Genomic DNA, 14,242 nt, shown 5'->3' on the forward strand with positions numbered 1-14,242 from the left:
CGGCCATGCTCAACACAACCGCGGACACGCTGCGCAGCGCCATGCTCGACCCCCGGGAGCGACGCGCGATTGTGGCCCGCCCGCCAGGTGGGCGCCCGCCGCGCCGCATCATTGGCCAGGAGCGAGCGAAGAGGGCGAGGAATGAGAAAAAGAGGAGCTCGCTCACTTCTCACTCCTCTGCGCTCACTCCTCGTCAGTAGGGCGAAGCCTCTCCCGCCGGCCGCGTCTTGAAGCGCCGGTGCCACCACAGGTACTGCGCGGGATGCGCGCGGATCACCGCTTCCAGCTCGCGCATGTAGCGCGCGGCGAAGGCGCTCGGGTCGGATGCGTCGGCCTGCGGCCAGGGCGCGTCCACGCGCACGCGGTAGCGGCCATCGGCCAGGCGCTGGCACCAGTACGGCACGATCGCCACGCCGGCGCGGCGCGCCAGCTCGGGCGTGGTGGTCAGCGTGGCGGCCTGCACGCCGAAGAACGGCACGAAGGCGCTGTTGTAGGTGAAGTTCTGGTCGGCCAGGTAGACCATACGCGCGCCGCCGGACAGCGCGCGCAGCAGACCGCGCACGTCCTTCTTGCCGACCACATGGGCGAACACCCGCCGGCGCCCGTCCTGCATCAGCCGCTCGCCGCAGGAGCCGCCGGTGCGCCGGACCATGCACGACATCGGCGCGCCCAGCGCCTCGCCCAGCAGACGCGCGCCCAGGTCGACATTGGGGAAGTGCGCGGTCAGCAGCAGCACGCCGCGGCCTTGCGCCTGCGCGGCGCGCAGATGCTCCAGGCCCTCGACCTCGAACAGCCCGGCCAAGGCGCTGGAGGGCGCGTACCAGGCGCGGATCATCTCCAGCAGGCCGATCACGCTGTCGCGCGTGTTGGCGCGCACCAGCGCCTCGCGCGCGGCCGCGTCCAGCTGCGGGAAACACAGCGCCAGATTGATCCGCGCGATGCGCCGGCGCGAGGCCAGCAGCGGCGTCAGCAGCCAGGCCATCGCGCGGCCCAGCGCCAGCACGCGCCGCTGCGGCCAGGCCGCCACGCGCCGGCACAGCCAGCGCAGCGGACCCAGGCCGGGGCAGCGCGGCTCAGGCCGCGGCGGCATCGTGGCGCGCCAGCAGGCTGCCGGCGTACAGCGCGGCCAGCAGCAGCGTCAGCCCGCCCCAGAAGGTCGAGTAGAAGGCCAGGTGCGTGTTCAACGGGAACACCGTCACCGCCAGCGCCAGCATCGCCGGCCGCGCGCGATCGCGCGCCTCTGGCGTGGCGAAGCGCCACGCGCGCCAGGCCAGCGCCGCGCCGGACAGCCACAGCAGCAGGCCGATCACGCCGGTCTCGGCCAGGATCTCCAGCACGATCTGGTGCGCGTGCAGCGCCGGGCCGTGGCCCCAGGCCGGCGCCACGCTCGGCGTGGGATCGCAGGCCGGGAAGACATCGCGGAAGTTGCGCACGCCCACGCCGTTGATCGGGTGCTCGCCGATCATGCAGCCGGCGGCCTGCCAGATGCGCCCGCGCCCGGACAGCGCGGTGTCCACGCCGGCCTCGTCGCCGGCGAAGGCCGCGGTGGTCAGCTGCACGCGCTTGGCCAGCTTGGGCGAGGCCACCGCCATCACCGCCAGCAGCACCGCGGCGGTGGCGAACACGCCCAGCAGCGGCTTCCAGCCCAGCAGCCGCCAGCCGGAGAACACCAGCACCAGCGCATAGGTGATCCAGGCCGCGCGCGCCCCGGCCAGCAGGACCACCACGCCGATCGCCGCCGCGGCCAGCAGCCAGCCGCCCATGCCGAAGCGACGCCCGGCCGCGAACAGGCCGAACGGCGACAGGCTGGCCAGCACCAGGCCCAGCTTGAGGTTGCACGGCCCCAGGAACCCGCTGAGCCGGTCCACCGCCTCGACCTCGGCCGCCGAACACATCGGGTGACCGCTGAAGGCCTGCTTGAGCGCATCGATGCCGAAGAACAGCGGGCTGGTGCCCACCGCCACCTGGACCAGCGCATCCAGCGTCCAGATCGCCACGATGATGGCCAGCCCACCGAAGGTGATCCGCCGGCCGCGCTCGTTGGCCACCGCCGAGGCCACCAGCCACAGGAAGGGCAGATAGCGCAGGTCGGTGGCGGCCTCGCCCCAGGCGCGGCCATGGTCGACCGCGTCGAAGGCGGAGATGAATTCCGGCACCCAGTAGGCGCAGAACATCACGCTGGTCAGCGCCCAGGCCTCGTTGCTGAGCAGGCGATCGCCGCCGCGGAAGCGGTGCAGCGCCAGCTGCACCAGCGCCGCCAGCGCACCCAGCGCCAGCACCGCCTCGGCATAGCCCGGCGCCGGCCACAGCGCGACGAACAGCAGGATCCAGGCCGGTGCCCAGCGCCAGCCGTCCGCGCGCGGGGCAAGTCGGGGCGTCGGGGCGGGCGTGGTCATGGGGCGGTGAGTTCCTGGTAGAGCGCCAGCGTGGCGCGCTGCATCGCGGCCAGCGTGTAGGGCATGGTAGCCGGCGGCGCCGGCGGTGCGGCCAGCAGCGCGCGCGCGGCGGCGGCCAGCGCCTGCGCATCGAACGGCGCGACCGCGCCGGAGGGCTGCAGTTCGCCCAGCAGTTCGCCCACCCCGCCGTGCGCCCAGCCCAGCACCGGGCGCCCGACCGAGAGGGCCTCGATCACGGTGCGGCCGAACGACTCGGGCTTGCGCGAGAGCTGCAGCACCAGGTCGCTGGCGGCATAGGCGTCGGCGATGCGCGCGGTGACCTCGGTGAGGGCGACCGCCTGGGCGATGCCCAGCTGCGCCGCCAGGGCTTCCAGCTCGGCCACATAGTCCTCGCGGCCGGGCTCGCGCGCGCCGGGCAGCCACAGGCGCGCGTCCAGCCCGTCGGCGCGCAGCGCGGCCAGCAGCTGCAGGCCGTCGCCATGGCCCTTGAGCCGCGTGCCGCGCCCGGGCAGCAGCAGCAGCGGGCCGTCGCCGGCCAGCTGCGGGAACTGCTCGGCGGCCCAGGCGCGCATCGGCGCATCAGGCCACGGCGCGCGTGGGAATTGCGTCGGATCCAGGCCGCGCGGGATCACCCGCAGGCGCGCCGGATCGGTCCTGGGATAGTGCTGCAGGACGTAGCGGCGCACGGTGTCGGACACGCAGATCACGCGCTCGCCGCGGGTCATGATGGCGCTGTAGGCGCCGGGCGAATTGAGCCCGTGCACCGTGGTGACCAGGTGCGGGCGCGCGGCGCGCGGCATGCCGCGCAGCGCGCCCCAGCCGATCCAGGCCGGCAGGCGCGAGCGCGCGTGGACGATGTCGGGACGCTCGCGCTCGAACAGCGCGCGCAGCGTGCGCACATGGCGCAGCGTGCCCAGCGCCTTGCGGCCGATGTCCAGCGTCAGGTGGGTGGCGCCGCTGGCTTCCAGCGCTGGCACCAGGCGCCCGCCGGCGGACACCACGATGGCGCGATGGCCGGCCGCGACCAGCGCGGCGGCGATTTCCAGGGTGGAGCGCTCGACGCCGCCGGCGTGCAGTGCCGGCAGCAGCTGCACCACCGTCAGCCGGCGCGTGCCCGGCTCAGTCGGCAAGGACGAAGTGCGAACCGCAGTACGGGCAGTCGGCCTCGCGGTTGGGCGCGTCCTCGATGGGCAGGTAGACGCGCGGATGCGAGTTCCACAGCGCCATCGACGGCAGCGGGCAGCTCAGCGGCAGGTCGGCGCGGGTGACGGTGTAGCGCTTTTCGGCATTGGCCGGCGCGGTGGCGGGTTGGCTCATGGCGGGGTACTCGAACGCAGACCGTGAAGGGCGAGGATTCTAGCAGGGGGCTTGCCCCGTCTTTGTGGGAGCCGCCCAGGCGGCGATGGGTCTCGCTTGCACACCTTCGCCGCCGTAGGCCAAGAAGGCCACAGGGCCCGCTCCCCCTGTAGAGCGGAGCTTGCTCCGCTGCATTTCGGCCGGATCATCGGGAAAGCCCCAGCGGAGCAAGCTCCGCTCTACAGGGCGGTGGCGACTTGATCGGAAAAGCGCGTTGTTCCCACAGGCTTGGCCGGCCTCTCAGCGCGCGGCCAGCCAGTCGCGCAGGGCGGCTTCCAGGCGGGTGAGGCCTTCGGCCAGTTCCTCGTCGGTGAGGTTGAGCGCCGGCACGAAGCGCAGCACGTCCGGCCCGGCCTGCAGCAGCAGCAGGCCGTGCGCGGCGCAGGCGTCGAGGATGGCCGCGGCCTGGCCGGCGTACGCCGGGCGCAGCACCGCGCCGAGCATCAGCCCGCGGCCGCGCACCTCGGAGAACAGCTGCAGCTCGCCATCCAGGCGGGCCAGCGCCGCCCGCAGCGCCTGCGACTGGCGCACGACATTGGCCGCGATCTGCGGCGAGCCCAGCTTGGCCAACGCCACGCGCGCCACCGCCGCGCCCAGCGGATTGCCGCCGAAGGTGGTGCCGTGCGCGCCGAACTGCATCACCTCGGCCACCTTCGGCCCCACCAGCATCGCGCCGATCGGGAAGCCGCCGCCCAGGGCCTTGGCCAGGGTCACGATGTCCGGCGTCACCCCGTCCTGCCAGTGCGCGAACAGCTCACCGGTGCGGCCCATGCCGCACTGGATCTCGTCCAGCACCAGCAGCGCATCGTGCTGGCGGCACAGCGCCTCGACCCCCTTCAGATAGCCCGGCGCGGCCGGCAGCACGCCGCCCTCGCCCTGCACCGGCTCGAGCATCACCGCGGCCACGTCGCCGCCGGCCATCGCCGCTTCCAGCTGGGCCAGGTCGTTGAAGTCCACATAGCGGAAGCCGCCGGGCAGCGGCTCGTAGCCTTCCTGGTACTTGGGCTGGGCGGTGGCGGTGACCGTGGCCAGCGTGCGGCCGTGGAAGCTGCCGCGGAAGGTGACGATCACGCGCCGCTCGGGCGCGCGCCCCTGCCCGGCCGCCCACTTGCGCACCAGCTTGATCGCCGCCTCGTTGGCCTCGGCGCCGGAGTTGCACAAAAAGGCGCGGGTGGCGAAGCGCGAGGCCTCCACCAGCTCCTGCGCCAGGCGCAGCGGCGGCTCGCTGTAGAAGATGTTGCTGGTGTGCCAGAGCTTGCCGGCCTGTTCGATCAGCGCGGCGGTGAGGTCCGGATCGTGGTGGCCCAGGCCGCACACGGCGATGCCGGCCGCCAGGTCGATGTACTCGCGGCCTTCGGTATCCCACACGTGGGCGCCCTGGCCTCGCTCCAGCACCAGTTCGCGCTGGCGGTACACGCTGAGCGTGTACTGCTTGGCGGAGGCGATGAGGTCGGAAGCGGCGGTCATGGCGATCGGTCCTGCGTGCGGAGGGGATGAGCGGGGCATTGTCGCCGATCGCCTGGTGGTGCGTGTGGGGTCACTGCGATGCCTGGCGTTGCCTCGGTAAAGCCCATCGCCGCCATTGGCCGAAAAGGCCCCAGGGGCGCACTGTAGAGCGGAGCTTGTGGCAATCCCCTTTTGGGGACTCCGCTCCTTTCGTTCGGTTCGTCGGGACGGCCCCAGCGGAGCAAGCTCCGCTCTACAGTTGGGGAGCCGCCCTTGGGGCCTTTTCGGCCAATGGCGGCGATGGGCTTTACCGGGAAGCGCCCACCGGCGCCGCACAGCCAGGCCGCTTGGCATTGGGCCGGATCTCGCTGTCGGCGCGCATCGGCGGATCGCAGAACAGCTGCGGCGTGCTGACCGTGTCCTGGCGCTGCAGCGTCCCGTCGCGCCAGTCCTGGACGCCGAAGCGGTCCACCGTGCCCTGCCCCGGCGCGGGCGGCAGCAGCGTCACCACCTCGCGCTTGCCCAGCGTGCCCGCGGGCATCGCCACCAGCGGCCCGGGGTCGGCAGGCGCGGCGCCGGGCGCGGCCGCCGGCACTACGTAGAAGACGAAGCCATCCTCCACCGGCGCCCAGCCGGTCGAGCGACGCCGCGCGCGCTCGAAGGTCTGCATCACCACCCGCGCCGGCGCGATGCCTGGCGCACGCGCCAGGTCCTGCGCCAGCAGCGGTGCGGACTTCTTGTCCAAATCGTGCACCGCCCAGGCCAGCAGCGGGCAGGCGCCGCTGCCGGCCTGCTGCGCGCGCGCCGCCAGCAACGCCGTCAGCTCCGGCACGCGGTGGCGGCCGACCAGTTCGTTGGGCATCCACGCGCGCAGCTGCATCCCGGCCGGTGTGTAGTGGCCGAAGAACTGGCGCTCGGCGAAGGCCCGGTACTGCGGCGTGGGCGGACCGAACTTGTAGGGATGCATCACCGGGATCTGCTGCCCCGCGCAGCCAGGCATGCGCGCGACGAACTGCGCGCCGCTGCGCCAGGGCTCGTTGCGCTCGACGAAGCGCCCGCTGCACATCCACAGCCCGCTGGCCAGGGCCACCACCAGCAGCGCGGCGGCGAGCTGGCCGCCGCGCCCGAACAGGCGCGGGCCGGCCGCCTCGTACAGCCAGGCCAGCAGCGCGCACAGGAACGGCAGGGTGATCAGCACATTGCGCGCCGAATACGACGGGGCGACCAGGCAGCTGACCAGCACGCCGCTGGCGATCACCCCGAGCAGCACGAACAGCGCCAGCCGTGCCGCGTGGCGACCTCCGTCCGGCACGCGCGCGCCCAGGCTGCCGCGGCCGCCGCGCCAGCGCTGCCACAGCGCGGCCACGATCAGCGCGGTCAGCGCCCAGCTCGCGCCGGCCGCGGCCAGGTGCTTGCGCGCGATGCGCGTCTGCGACCAGAAGAAGTGCACGTCGGCGCGGTACCAGGTCTTGTCCACGTCCTGCTGCGTGGCGTGCAGCAGCAGCCAGGTGTAGCCGCCGACCACGGCCAGGATCAGCAGACCGGCCAGGATCACCGGCACGCGCAGGCGCGGCACCGGCAGCAGCCAGGCCAGCACCATGCCGGTGAGCAGCAGCAGGTAGAAATGCATCAGGCTGCCGGCCAGGCCCAGCGCGAACAGCGCGGCGAACGCGCCCCACGGGAAGGCCCCGGTCGCCGGCGTGCGTTCGCGCAGGCGCAGCGTCAGGCCCATCAGCGCCGCGGCGATCAGGATCGCCGCGCCATAGCTGCGCGCGTTCTGCGACTGTTCGAACCAGAACGTGGACACCGCCACCAGCGCCAGGGCGAAGCCCAGCGCCGCCGGGCTGAAGCGCCGCCACAGCACGCGCGCGGTCAGCGCCAGCGCCAGCACCGCGCACAGCGCGCTGGACAGGCGCAGCCAGACCTCGGACAGCCCGCCCAGCCGGCTCCAGCCATACAGCAGCATGTAGTACAGCGGCGGATGCACGTCGGTCAGCGCGCGCCGCCAGACGCCGGCCAGGCCGTCGCCTCCGCCGATCACGTAGACGGTGAACAGCTCATCGGCCCAGTAGTTGCTGCGGGCCAGCCCGACGAAGGCGAACGCGCAGGCCACCAGCGCGATGGCGGCATAGGCCGGTGCCGGCCAGCGCAGGCGGCGCTGCGCCACGGAAGAAGACATCATTCGGCGATACCGGCAAAGGACGAAAGACACGGCCCGCCCGCGCCCTCGACCCGGGCCAGCGCGCGTCGGCCGGCGGCGATGATACGGCCAGCCCGGCGCGGCGCCGAGCCCCGCGCGCACGGCGCGCGGAAGAGCCCGGTGACCTCCACGGGGGCACCCCAGAGCCCGGGGTTCCCGCTTTTGCGGGAACGGCGGATTAGTGCCTCCAACTGGACGGCGCGCGTCCTGCCAGCGCACACGGCGCAGGCACTGCGGGCCGAAGCCCGCGGCGCCGTCCGGCGCCGCGGGGAAGGCGGCTTACCAGGTGCCGGTATTGGCCATCGAGGCCCAGGGCTCGGCCGGGGCCAGGGGCTTGCCCTTCTGCAGCAGCTCGATGGAGATCAGGTCCGGGCTGCGCACGAAGGCCATGTAGCCATCGCGCGGCGGGCGGTTGATGGTGACACCCAGCGACTGCAGGTGGGCGCAGGCGGCGTAGATGTCGTCCACCTCGAAGGCCAGGTGGCCGAAGTTGCGGGCGCTGCCGTAGTCCTCGACGCTGCCATCCTCGGCCGGCCAGTTGTAGGTCAGCTCGACCTCGGCCTCGGGGTTCTCCGGGGCGCCGAAGTAGACCAGCGTGTAGCGGCCTTCGGGGCTGTCCTTGCGGCGGGTCTCGCGCAGGCCCAGCCCTTCGGTGAAGAACTTGGCGGTGGCGTCCAGGTCGCGGACGCGGAGCATGGCGTGCAGATATTTCATGGTGTTGAACAACTCGAGAGGGGGAAAGAGGCACCAGCGGGCCTGAGGGCCGGTCAGTCCAGGAACAGGTCCGGCAGCAACGGCTGGGTGGGGTCGATGGCGTAGCCGGACAAGTCGTGGACGCCGGCCTGGGCCAGCACCTGATCGTCGATCAGGAACTGGCCGGTGCAGTCCGTCGCACGGCGGGTCAGCACGGCGTGGGCGGCGTCGCCCATGATCGCAGGCGAGCGCCCGTTGGCCAGCGACACGCCGGGGATCATGTTCAGCGCGTCGGTGGCGATCAGCGTGCGCGGCCACAGGCCGTTGACCGCCACGCCCTGCGGGCCGAACTCGGCCGCCAGGCCCAGCGTGACCAGGCTCATGCCCATCTTGGCCAGCGTGTAGCCGGTGTGCGGGCCCCACCACTTGGGATCCAGCGACGGCGGCGGGCACAGGGTCAGGATGTGCGGATTGGGCGCCTGCAGCAGGTGCGGCAGGCAGGCCTGCGCGCACAGGAAGCTGCCGCGCGCGTTGACCTGCTGCATCAGGTCGAAGCGCTTCATCGGCGTGTCCAGCGTGCCGCGCAGCCAGATCGCGCTGGCGTTGTTGATGAGGATGTCGATGCCGCCGAAGGTGTCGACCGTGGCCGCCACCGCCGCGCGCACCTGATCCTCCTCGCGGATGTCGCACTGCAGGGCCAGGCCGCTTCCGCCGGCCTCGTTCACCGCCTGGGCCGCGCTGTGGATGGTGCCGGGCAGCTTGGGATTGGGCACCGAGGACTTGGCGGCGATGGCCACGTTGGCGCCGTCGCGCGCGGCGCGCAGCGCGATGGCCAGGCCGATGCCGCGCGAGCCGCCGGTGATAAAAAGAGTCTTGCCTGACAGAGTCGTCATGCGCGAGCGCCAATGGCGCGACCGGGCCGGTCGCCGCGCAAGTTTAAGTGCCAGGCCCGCACAGGGCGGCATGCGCGGCAGGCGAGGACCGGGCGCCGCACGCGGGCGCCGTTCACTTCGCGCTCCTGCGCGCCCGCGCCGGGCACCTATAATTTCGCCGATGGACTCCTGGTTCGACGGCCTGCTCGACTGGATCGCCGCGCATCCGGTCGCCGCCGGCGCGGTGGTCTTCCTCATTGCCCTGTGCGATTCGCTGATCGTGCTGGGCGCGATCGTGCCCGCGCTGCCGCTGCTGATCGGCGTGGGCGTGGTGATCGGGCTGGGAGAACTGTCCGGCCCCTACGCGGTGGTGTGCGCGGCGCTGGGCGCCTTCGTCGGCGACGGGGTGAGCTTCTGGGTGGGCCGGCGCTGGGGCACTCAGCTGCGCGCGCACTGGCCCTTCAGCAAGTATCCGCAGCTGCTCGAGCGCGGCGAGCGCCTGTTCCACCGCAACAGCCTCAAGGCGATCTTCATCGCGCGCTATGTCGGGCCGATCCGGCCGTTCGTGCCGGCGGTGGCCGGCATGCTGCACATGCCGCTCAAGCGCTATCTGCCGGCCAGCGCGGCGGCCGGCCTGTCCTGGGCGGTGCTGTTCCTGCTGCCGGGCTGGATGCTGGGCCAGGCCTACGACGCGGTCGCCGCGGTCGCCGGGCGCCTGGCGGTGGTGGTGGGCCTGCTGCTGGTGGTGCTGGGCGTGATCTGGGCGGCGGTGCTGTACAGCTACCGCTGGTTCGCCGCGCATGCCGATGCGCTGCTCGCGCGCGGCCTGGCCTGGTCGCGCGCGCATCCGGTGTTGGGGCGCCATTCGGTGGCGCTGTTCGACCCCCGGCGCCGCGAGACGGTGTCGCTGGCGGTGCTGGCGGTGGCGCTGCTGGCCCTGGCCTGGGTGCTGTTCGCCTTCCTGGTGGTGGTGCTGGGCCATGGCGAACCGCTGGGCGTGGACCTGGCGCTGTATGAACTCATGCACAGCCTGCGCAACCCGCTGGCCGACCGCCCGCTGGCGGCGATCGCAGCGATCGGGGATGCCGACGTGCTGGCGCCGGCCTGGCTGGCGGTGCTGGGCTACCTGGCCTGGCGCAAGCGCTGGCTGGCGGTGGGCCACTGGGTGGCGGCGATCGTCTTCGGCGTGGCCCTGACCGGCTGGCTGGGCGTGGTGGTGGACATTCCCAAGCCGCCGGTGGTGGCGGGGGGCTTCGGCTTCCCGTCCAAGGCGGTGACCATGAGCACGATCATCTTCGGCTTCTTCGCCGTGCTGATCTCGCGCGAGCTGCCGGGCCGCGACCGCGCCTGGCCGTACGTGGTCGCCGGCGTGGTGGTCAGCACGATCGGCTTCGCCCGCATCTACCTGGGCGCGCACTGGCTCAGCGATGTGGTCGGCGGCACCCTGCTGGGCGTGGTGTGGGTGCTGATCCTGGGCGTGGCCTACCGCAGCCGGGTGCGGCGCTCGCTGTGGGTCAAGCCGCTGGCCTGGCTGTTCTACGGCGTGTTCGTGCTGGCCGCGCTGTGGCACGGGCCGCGCGCGGTGGATCGCATGCTGGCGCTGTTCGATGCGCCGATCGCCTCGATCGCCCGGCCCTTGCCGGACTGGTGGAAGGACGACTGGCGCAAGCTGCCGGCCACGCGCAACGAGTTCGACGACGCCCAGCGCTGGCCGCTGGACGTGCAGGTCGCCGGCCCGCTGCAGCCGCTGGTGCGCCATCTGGAAGACCAGGGCTGGCGCCTGCAGCCGCAGGCCGGCTGGGAGCGCGCGCTGCAGCTGCTGGACAGCGACCTGCCGCCGGAACGCCATCCGGTGCTGCCGGCGACGCTGGACACGCGCGCCGAGAGCCTGCTGATGCTCAAGCCCGGCCCGCGCGCCGACCAGCAGTACGCGCTGCGCCTGTGGGCCAGCCCGATCGCGCTGCAGCCGGGCCAGGTGCCGCTGTGGATCGGCGGCGCGCAGACGCTGCGCCACCAGACCCTGTTCGGGCTGGTCGGCATGTGGCGGCCGCTGCCCGACGCCGACGCCTCGCTGGATCAGGTGCGCGATTCGGTGCGCGGCCTGCCGCAGGCGCTGGCGCCGCATCCGTCCTCCGGCCTGCCGGTGCTGCGCCTGCGCACCGATCAGCTGCCGCTGGAACACGCCCCGCCCGCGCAGCTGCCGCCGGTGCGGGCGCGCTGAGGCCTGCGGCGCGGGTGCGATGCCCGCTGCGGGTGACCGGCCGTTCGGACGGTCGCCGTCCATCAACGCCGATCAAGCGCCCGTCGCTCCCGCGAAAGCGGGATTCCAGTGCCTTGGTTGTCGTCGGGAAAGCCACTGGGTTCCCGCCTGCGCGGGAACGACGGTAGCGAGTTTGTCGCGGCTAACGACGGCGGAGCGTGTGTCGCGGCGTTAGCCGACGAAGGCGCTAGGCCATCAGCGCCAGCAGATGATCCAGGCGCGCATGCGGATCGTCTTCCTGCAGCACGGCCAGGCGCTGGGCGTCGCTGAGCGGCAGCAGTTCGGCCAGGCGCCAGCCCACCCAGGCGGCGCTGTCCAGGTCGGCGGCGGTCATGCCGGGCGGGGTCGCGCCGGCTTTCTCGAAGATCTTCTCCAGCACCGTGGCCAGCAGGCCGTGCTCGGGGCGCAGTTCGTCGTCGTCCTCGGGCGGACACCAGTCCACCTCGCCCACCACCAGCCCGTTGTCCCGCACCCGCGTGCGCTGTACGTGGAAGCGCCGGCCGCCGCGCAGGCGCAGGGTCAGCAGGCCGTCGCTGCCGGTGCCGAAGTCCTCGATGGTCGCCTCGGTGCCATAGGCCGCCGGCGTCGCGGGGGCGCCGGCCTCGCCGCCCTGCAGGATCAGGCACACGCCGAAGCCGCGCCCGCTGCGCCCGCATTCCCGGATCAGGTCCAGATAGCGACGCTCGAACACCCGCAGCCCCAGCCCCGCCCCGGGCAGCAGCACGGTGTTGAGCGGGAACAGGGGAAGCGTCTCGGTCGCGGGCATGGCCGGGAGTGTAGGCAGAGCGGAGGTGAAGAGGGGTGAGCGAAGCGAAGTGCGCAACGGCCAGGGCGCACAGGCGCGGCTTTCGCTCACTCCTGCTGCAAGGACGCCAGGAAGCGCCGCGGCGCCCCGTCGAAGCCGCCGTTGGACATGAACACCACATGGTCGCCCTCGCGCACCAGCGTGCCCAGCGCGGCGATCAGCGCATCGCTGTCGGGCACCGCATGCGCCTGGCCGCGGACCGCGGCGATCACCTTGCCGGCGTCCCAGGCCAGCTCGGGCCGGTGCAGGAACACCACCGCATCGGCGCCATCCAGCGACGGCGCCAGCGCCAGCGCGTGCGCGCCCAGCCGCATCGAATTGCTGCGCGGCTCCATCGCCACCACGATGCGCGCCGCGCCGACCTTCGCACGCAGGCCCTCGAGCGTGGTGGCGATGGCCGTGGGGTGATGGGCGAAATCGTCGTACACAGTGACGCCGCGCGCCTGGCCGATCACCTCCAGCCGGCGCTTGACGCTGCGGAACGCGGCCAGCGCCGGCATCACGCCGGCGATGTCCACACCCACGGCGTTGGCGGTCGCCAGCGCCGCCAGGCCGTTGAGCACGTTGTGCCGGCCCACCAGCGGCCAATGCACCTGGCCCACTTCCACCCCATGCCGCAGCACGGCGAAGGCACTGCCGTCGGCCTCGATCAGGCGCGCGCTCCAGTCCAGCGAAGCATCGAAGCCGAAGCGCTCCACCGGCGTCCAGCAGCCCATCGCCAGCACCTCGTCCAGGCGCGCATCGGCGCCGTTGACGATCAGCCGGCCGTTGCCCGGCACGGTGCGCACCAGATGATGGAACTGGCGCTGGATCGCGGCCAGGTCGGGGAAGATGTCGGCGTGGTCGTACTCGAGGTTGTTGAGGATCGCCACGCGCGGCCGGTAGTGCACGAACTTGCTGCGCTTGTCGAAGAAGGCGGTGTCGTACTCGTCGGCTTCGACCACGAAGAGCGGCGCGTCGGCGTCCGGCGCCGGATCGCCCTGGTCCGGCGCAGCGCCGAATGCGGCCGCGGCGGGCGAGCCTCCGAGCCGCGCCGACACGCCGAAGTCCTCGGCCACCCCGCCGATCAGGAAGCCCGGCGCGCGCCCGGCGGCCTCCAGCAGATAGGCCAGGATGGTGGTGGTGGTGGTCTTGCCGTGCGTGCCGGCCACGGCCAGCGTGGTGCGCCCGGGCAGCACCGCCTCGCTCAGCCACTGCGCGCCGGAGGTGTAGGCGCGGCCGGCGTCGAGCACCGCCTCCACCGCGGCGTTGCCGCGCGACAGCGCGTTGCCGATGATCACCGCATCGCAGTCCGGCGAGATGTTGGCAGGCGCATAGCCCTGCGCCAGCGCGATGCCCAGCCGCTCCAGCTGCGTGGACATGGGCGGATAGATCGCCTGGTCGCTGCCTTCGACGGTGTGGCCCAGCTCGCGCGCCAGCGCCGCCACGCCGCCCATGAAGGTGCCGGCGATGCCGAGGATGTGCAGTTTGCTCATCGTTGCAGCAGGAGTGAGGGGAAAGAGCGAGGAGTGAGCGGGAGGAGCGAGAAGCGAGGAGCGAGCCAATCCGGCAGCGGTTGCCTCTGCTCGGTCCTCACTCCTGCGCGCTCACTCCTGGCTTTCGACTAGCGCTTGGCCAGCGCCTCGGTCAGCCGCTGGGTGACTTCGTCCAGCTCGCCCACGCCGTCGACCACGGTCAGGCGGCCCTGCTGCTTGTAGAAGTCGATCACCGGCGCGGTGCTGTCCGCGTAGACCTGCAGGCGCTTGCGCACCGACTCGGGGTTGTCGTCGGCGCGGCCCTCGGCCTGGGCGCGGCCGGCGATGCGCTCGACCAGCAGCTCGGTCGGCACGTCCAGCTGCACGGCCGCGTCCATCGGCTGGCCGATGCGGGCCAGCAGCTGGTTCAGCGCGTCGGCCTGGGCCAGGTTGCGCGGATAGCCGTCCAGGATGAAACCGTTGGCGACGTCGGGCTGGGACAGGCGCGATTCGAGCATGCCCAGCAGGATCTCGTCAGAGACCAGGTTGCCGGCATCCATCACCGCCTTGGCCTGCTTGCCGAGCTCGGTGCCGGCCGCCACCTCGGCACGCAGCAGGTCGCCGGTGGAGATGTGCGGGACCTTGAAGTGGTCCTTCAGGCGCGTGGCCTGCGTGCCCTTGCCCGAACCGGGCGGTCCCAGAAGAACCAGTCGCATCGTGTCACTCCAGCATTCAATGAGGAAACCTGTGAGGCCGGAGC

The 14,242-nt window shown here is 72.7% G+C and carries 12 protein-coding genes; 1 reads left to right on the forward strand and 11 read right to left on the reverse strand.

The genetic code is table 11. From position 1 onward, the window contains the following. Positions 1–193 precede the first annotated feature (193 nt). The 8 genes from WFQ05_RS11380 to WFQ05_RS11415 form a co-directional block, all read right to left on the reverse strand. Positions 194–1,090 (reverse strand): lysophospholipid acyltransferase family protein, encoded by an 897-nt coding sequence (locus tag WFQ05_RS11380; RefSeq protein WP_337053899.1) that lies wholly within the window; start codon positions 1,088–1,090, stop codon positions 194–196. Continuing rightward, complete coding sequence (locus tag WFQ05_RS11385; protein WP_131658993.1) at positions 1,074–2,396, reverse strand: O-antigen ligase; 1,323 nt, start codon at positions 2,394–2,396, stop codon at positions 1,074–1,076. The genes WFQ05_RS11380 and WFQ05_RS11385 overlap by 17 nt, the downstream gene beginning before the upstream one ends. Further along, positions 2,393–3,526, reverse strand: a complete 1,134-nt coding sequence (locus tag WFQ05_RS11390; RefSeq protein WP_337053901.1) for a glycosyltransferase family 4 protein — start codon at positions 3,524–3,526, stop codon at positions 2,393–2,395. Before WFQ05_RS11390 ends, WFQ05_RS11385 begins: the two co-directional genes overlap by 4 nt. Then, on the reverse strand, positions 3,516–3,713 hold the full coding sequence (locus WFQ05_RS11395) for a zinc-finger domain-containing protein (RefSeq protein ID WP_130517041.1): 198 nt from the start codon (positions 3,711–3,713) through the stop codon (positions 3,516–3,518). The genes WFQ05_RS11390 and WFQ05_RS11395 overlap by 11 nt, the downstream gene beginning before the upstream one ends. 279 nt (positions 3,714–3,992) lie before the next feature. Further along, the gene (locus WFQ05_RS11400) at positions 3,993–5,219 is read right to left on the reverse strand and encodes an acetylornithine transaminase (protein WP_337053902.1); all 1,227 of its coding nucleotides are present in this window, start codon (positions 5,217–5,219) and stop codon (positions 3,993–3,995) included. A gap of 286 nt (positions 5,220–5,505) precedes the next feature. Next, complete coding sequence (locus tag WFQ05_RS11405) at positions 5,506–7,380, reverse strand: hypothetical protein (protein WP_337053903.1); 1,875 nt, start codon at positions 7,378–7,380, stop codon at positions 5,506–5,508. A 297-nt stretch (positions 7,381–7,677) separates the two neighbouring features. Continuing rightward, positions 7,678–8,112, reverse strand: a complete 435-nt coding sequence (locus WFQ05_RS11410; protein ID WP_130517035.1) for a VOC family protein — start codon at positions 8,110–8,112, stop codon at positions 7,678–7,680. Between the two features lie 53 nt (positions 8,113–8,165). Then, positions 8,166–8,984: an NAD(P)-dependent oxidoreductase gene (locus WFQ05_RS11415; RefSeq protein ID WP_306995936.1), complete on the reverse strand. Its 819-nt coding sequence runs from the start codon at positions 8,982–8,984 to the stop codon at positions 8,166–8,168. A gap of 160 nt (positions 8,985–9,144) precedes the next feature. On the opposite strand from WFQ05_RS11415, the gene WFQ05_RS11420 reads away from it, so the two are divergent. Then, complete coding sequence (locus WFQ05_RS11420; protein WP_130528390.1) at positions 9,145–11,184, forward strand: bifunctional DedA family/phosphatase PAP2 family protein; 2,040 nt, start codon at positions 9,145–9,147, stop codon at positions 11,182–11,184. A 226-nt stretch (positions 11,185–11,410) separates the two neighbouring features. Here the strand turns inward: WFQ05_RS11420 and WFQ05_RS11425 are convergent, their stop codons facing one another. The 3 genes from WFQ05_RS11425 to WFQ05_RS11435 form a co-directional block, all read right to left on the reverse strand. After that, positions 11,411–11,989 (reverse strand): LON peptidase substrate-binding domain-containing protein, encoded by a 579-nt coding sequence (locus tag WFQ05_RS11425; RefSeq protein ID WP_130517029.1) that lies wholly within the window; start codon positions 11,987–11,989, stop codon positions 11,411–11,413. Between the two features lie 86 nt (positions 11,990–12,075). Then, complete coding sequence (mpl, locus tag WFQ05_RS11430) at positions 12,076–13,503, reverse strand: UDP-N-acetylmuramate:L-alanyl-gamma-D-glutamyl-meso-diaminopimelate ligase (protein WP_337053904.1); 1,428 nt, start codon at positions 13,501–13,503, stop codon at positions 12,076–12,078. 128 nt (positions 13,504–13,631) lie between these two features. Beyond that, positions 13,632–14,198, reverse strand: a complete 567-nt coding sequence (locus WFQ05_RS11435; RefSeq protein ID WP_130517025.1) for an adenylate kinase — start codon at positions 14,196–14,198, stop codon at positions 13,632–13,634. Between the last annotated feature and the right edge of the window lie 44 nt (positions 14,199–14,242).

Origin of the sequence: Pseudoxanthomonas sp. USHLN014, assembly GCF_037153335.1 — a bacterium.
Taxonomy (GTDB): Bacteria; Pseudomonadota; Gammaproteobacteria; order Xanthomonadales; family Xanthomonadaceae; genus Pseudoxanthomonas_A; species Pseudoxanthomonas_A winnipegensis.

Coding starts and splice junctions, on each gene's coding strand:
- WFQ05_RS11380 (WP_337053899.1), bottom strand. CDS start 1,090: ATGCCGCCGCGGCCTGAGCCGCGCTGCCCCGGCCTGGGTCCGCTGCGC.
- WFQ05_RS11385 (WP_131658993.1), bottom strand. CDS start 2,396: ATGACCACGCCCGCCCCGACGCCCCGACTTGCCCCGCGCGCGGACGGC.
- WFQ05_RS11395 (WP_130517041.1), bottom strand. CDS start 3,713: ATGAGCCAACCCGCCACCGCGCCGGCCAATGCCGAAAAGCGCTACACC.
- WFQ05_RS11400 (WP_337053902.1), bottom strand. CDS start 5,219: ATGACCGCCGCTTCCGACCTCATCGCCTCCGCCAAGCAGTACACGCTC.
- WFQ05_RS11405 (WP_337053903.1), bottom strand. CDS start 7,380: ATGATGTCTTCTTCCGTGGCGCAGCGCCGCCTGCGCTGGCCGGCACCG.
- WFQ05_RS11410 (WP_130517035.1), bottom strand. CDS start 8,112: ATGAAATATCTGCACGCCATGCTCCGCGTCCGCGACCTGGACGCCACC.
- WFQ05_RS11415 (WP_306995936.1), bottom strand. CDS start 8,984: ATGACGACTCTGTCAGGCAAGACTCTTTTTATCACCGGCGGCTCGCGC.
- WFQ05_RS11420 (WP_130528390.1), top strand. CDS start 9,145: ATGGACTCCTGGTTCGACGGCCTGCTCGACTGGATCGCCGCGCATCCG.
- WFQ05_RS11425 (WP_130517029.1), bottom strand. CDS start 11,989: ATGCCCGCGACCGAGACGCTTCCCCTGTTCCCGCTCAACACCGTGCTG.
- mpl (WP_337053904.1), bottom strand. CDS start 13,503: ATGAGCAAACTGCACATCCTCGGCATCGCCGGCACCTTCATGGGCGGC.
- WFQ05_RS11435 (WP_130517025.1), bottom strand. CDS start 14,198: ATGCGACTGGTTCTTCTGGGACCGCCCGGTTCGGGCAAGGGCACGCAG.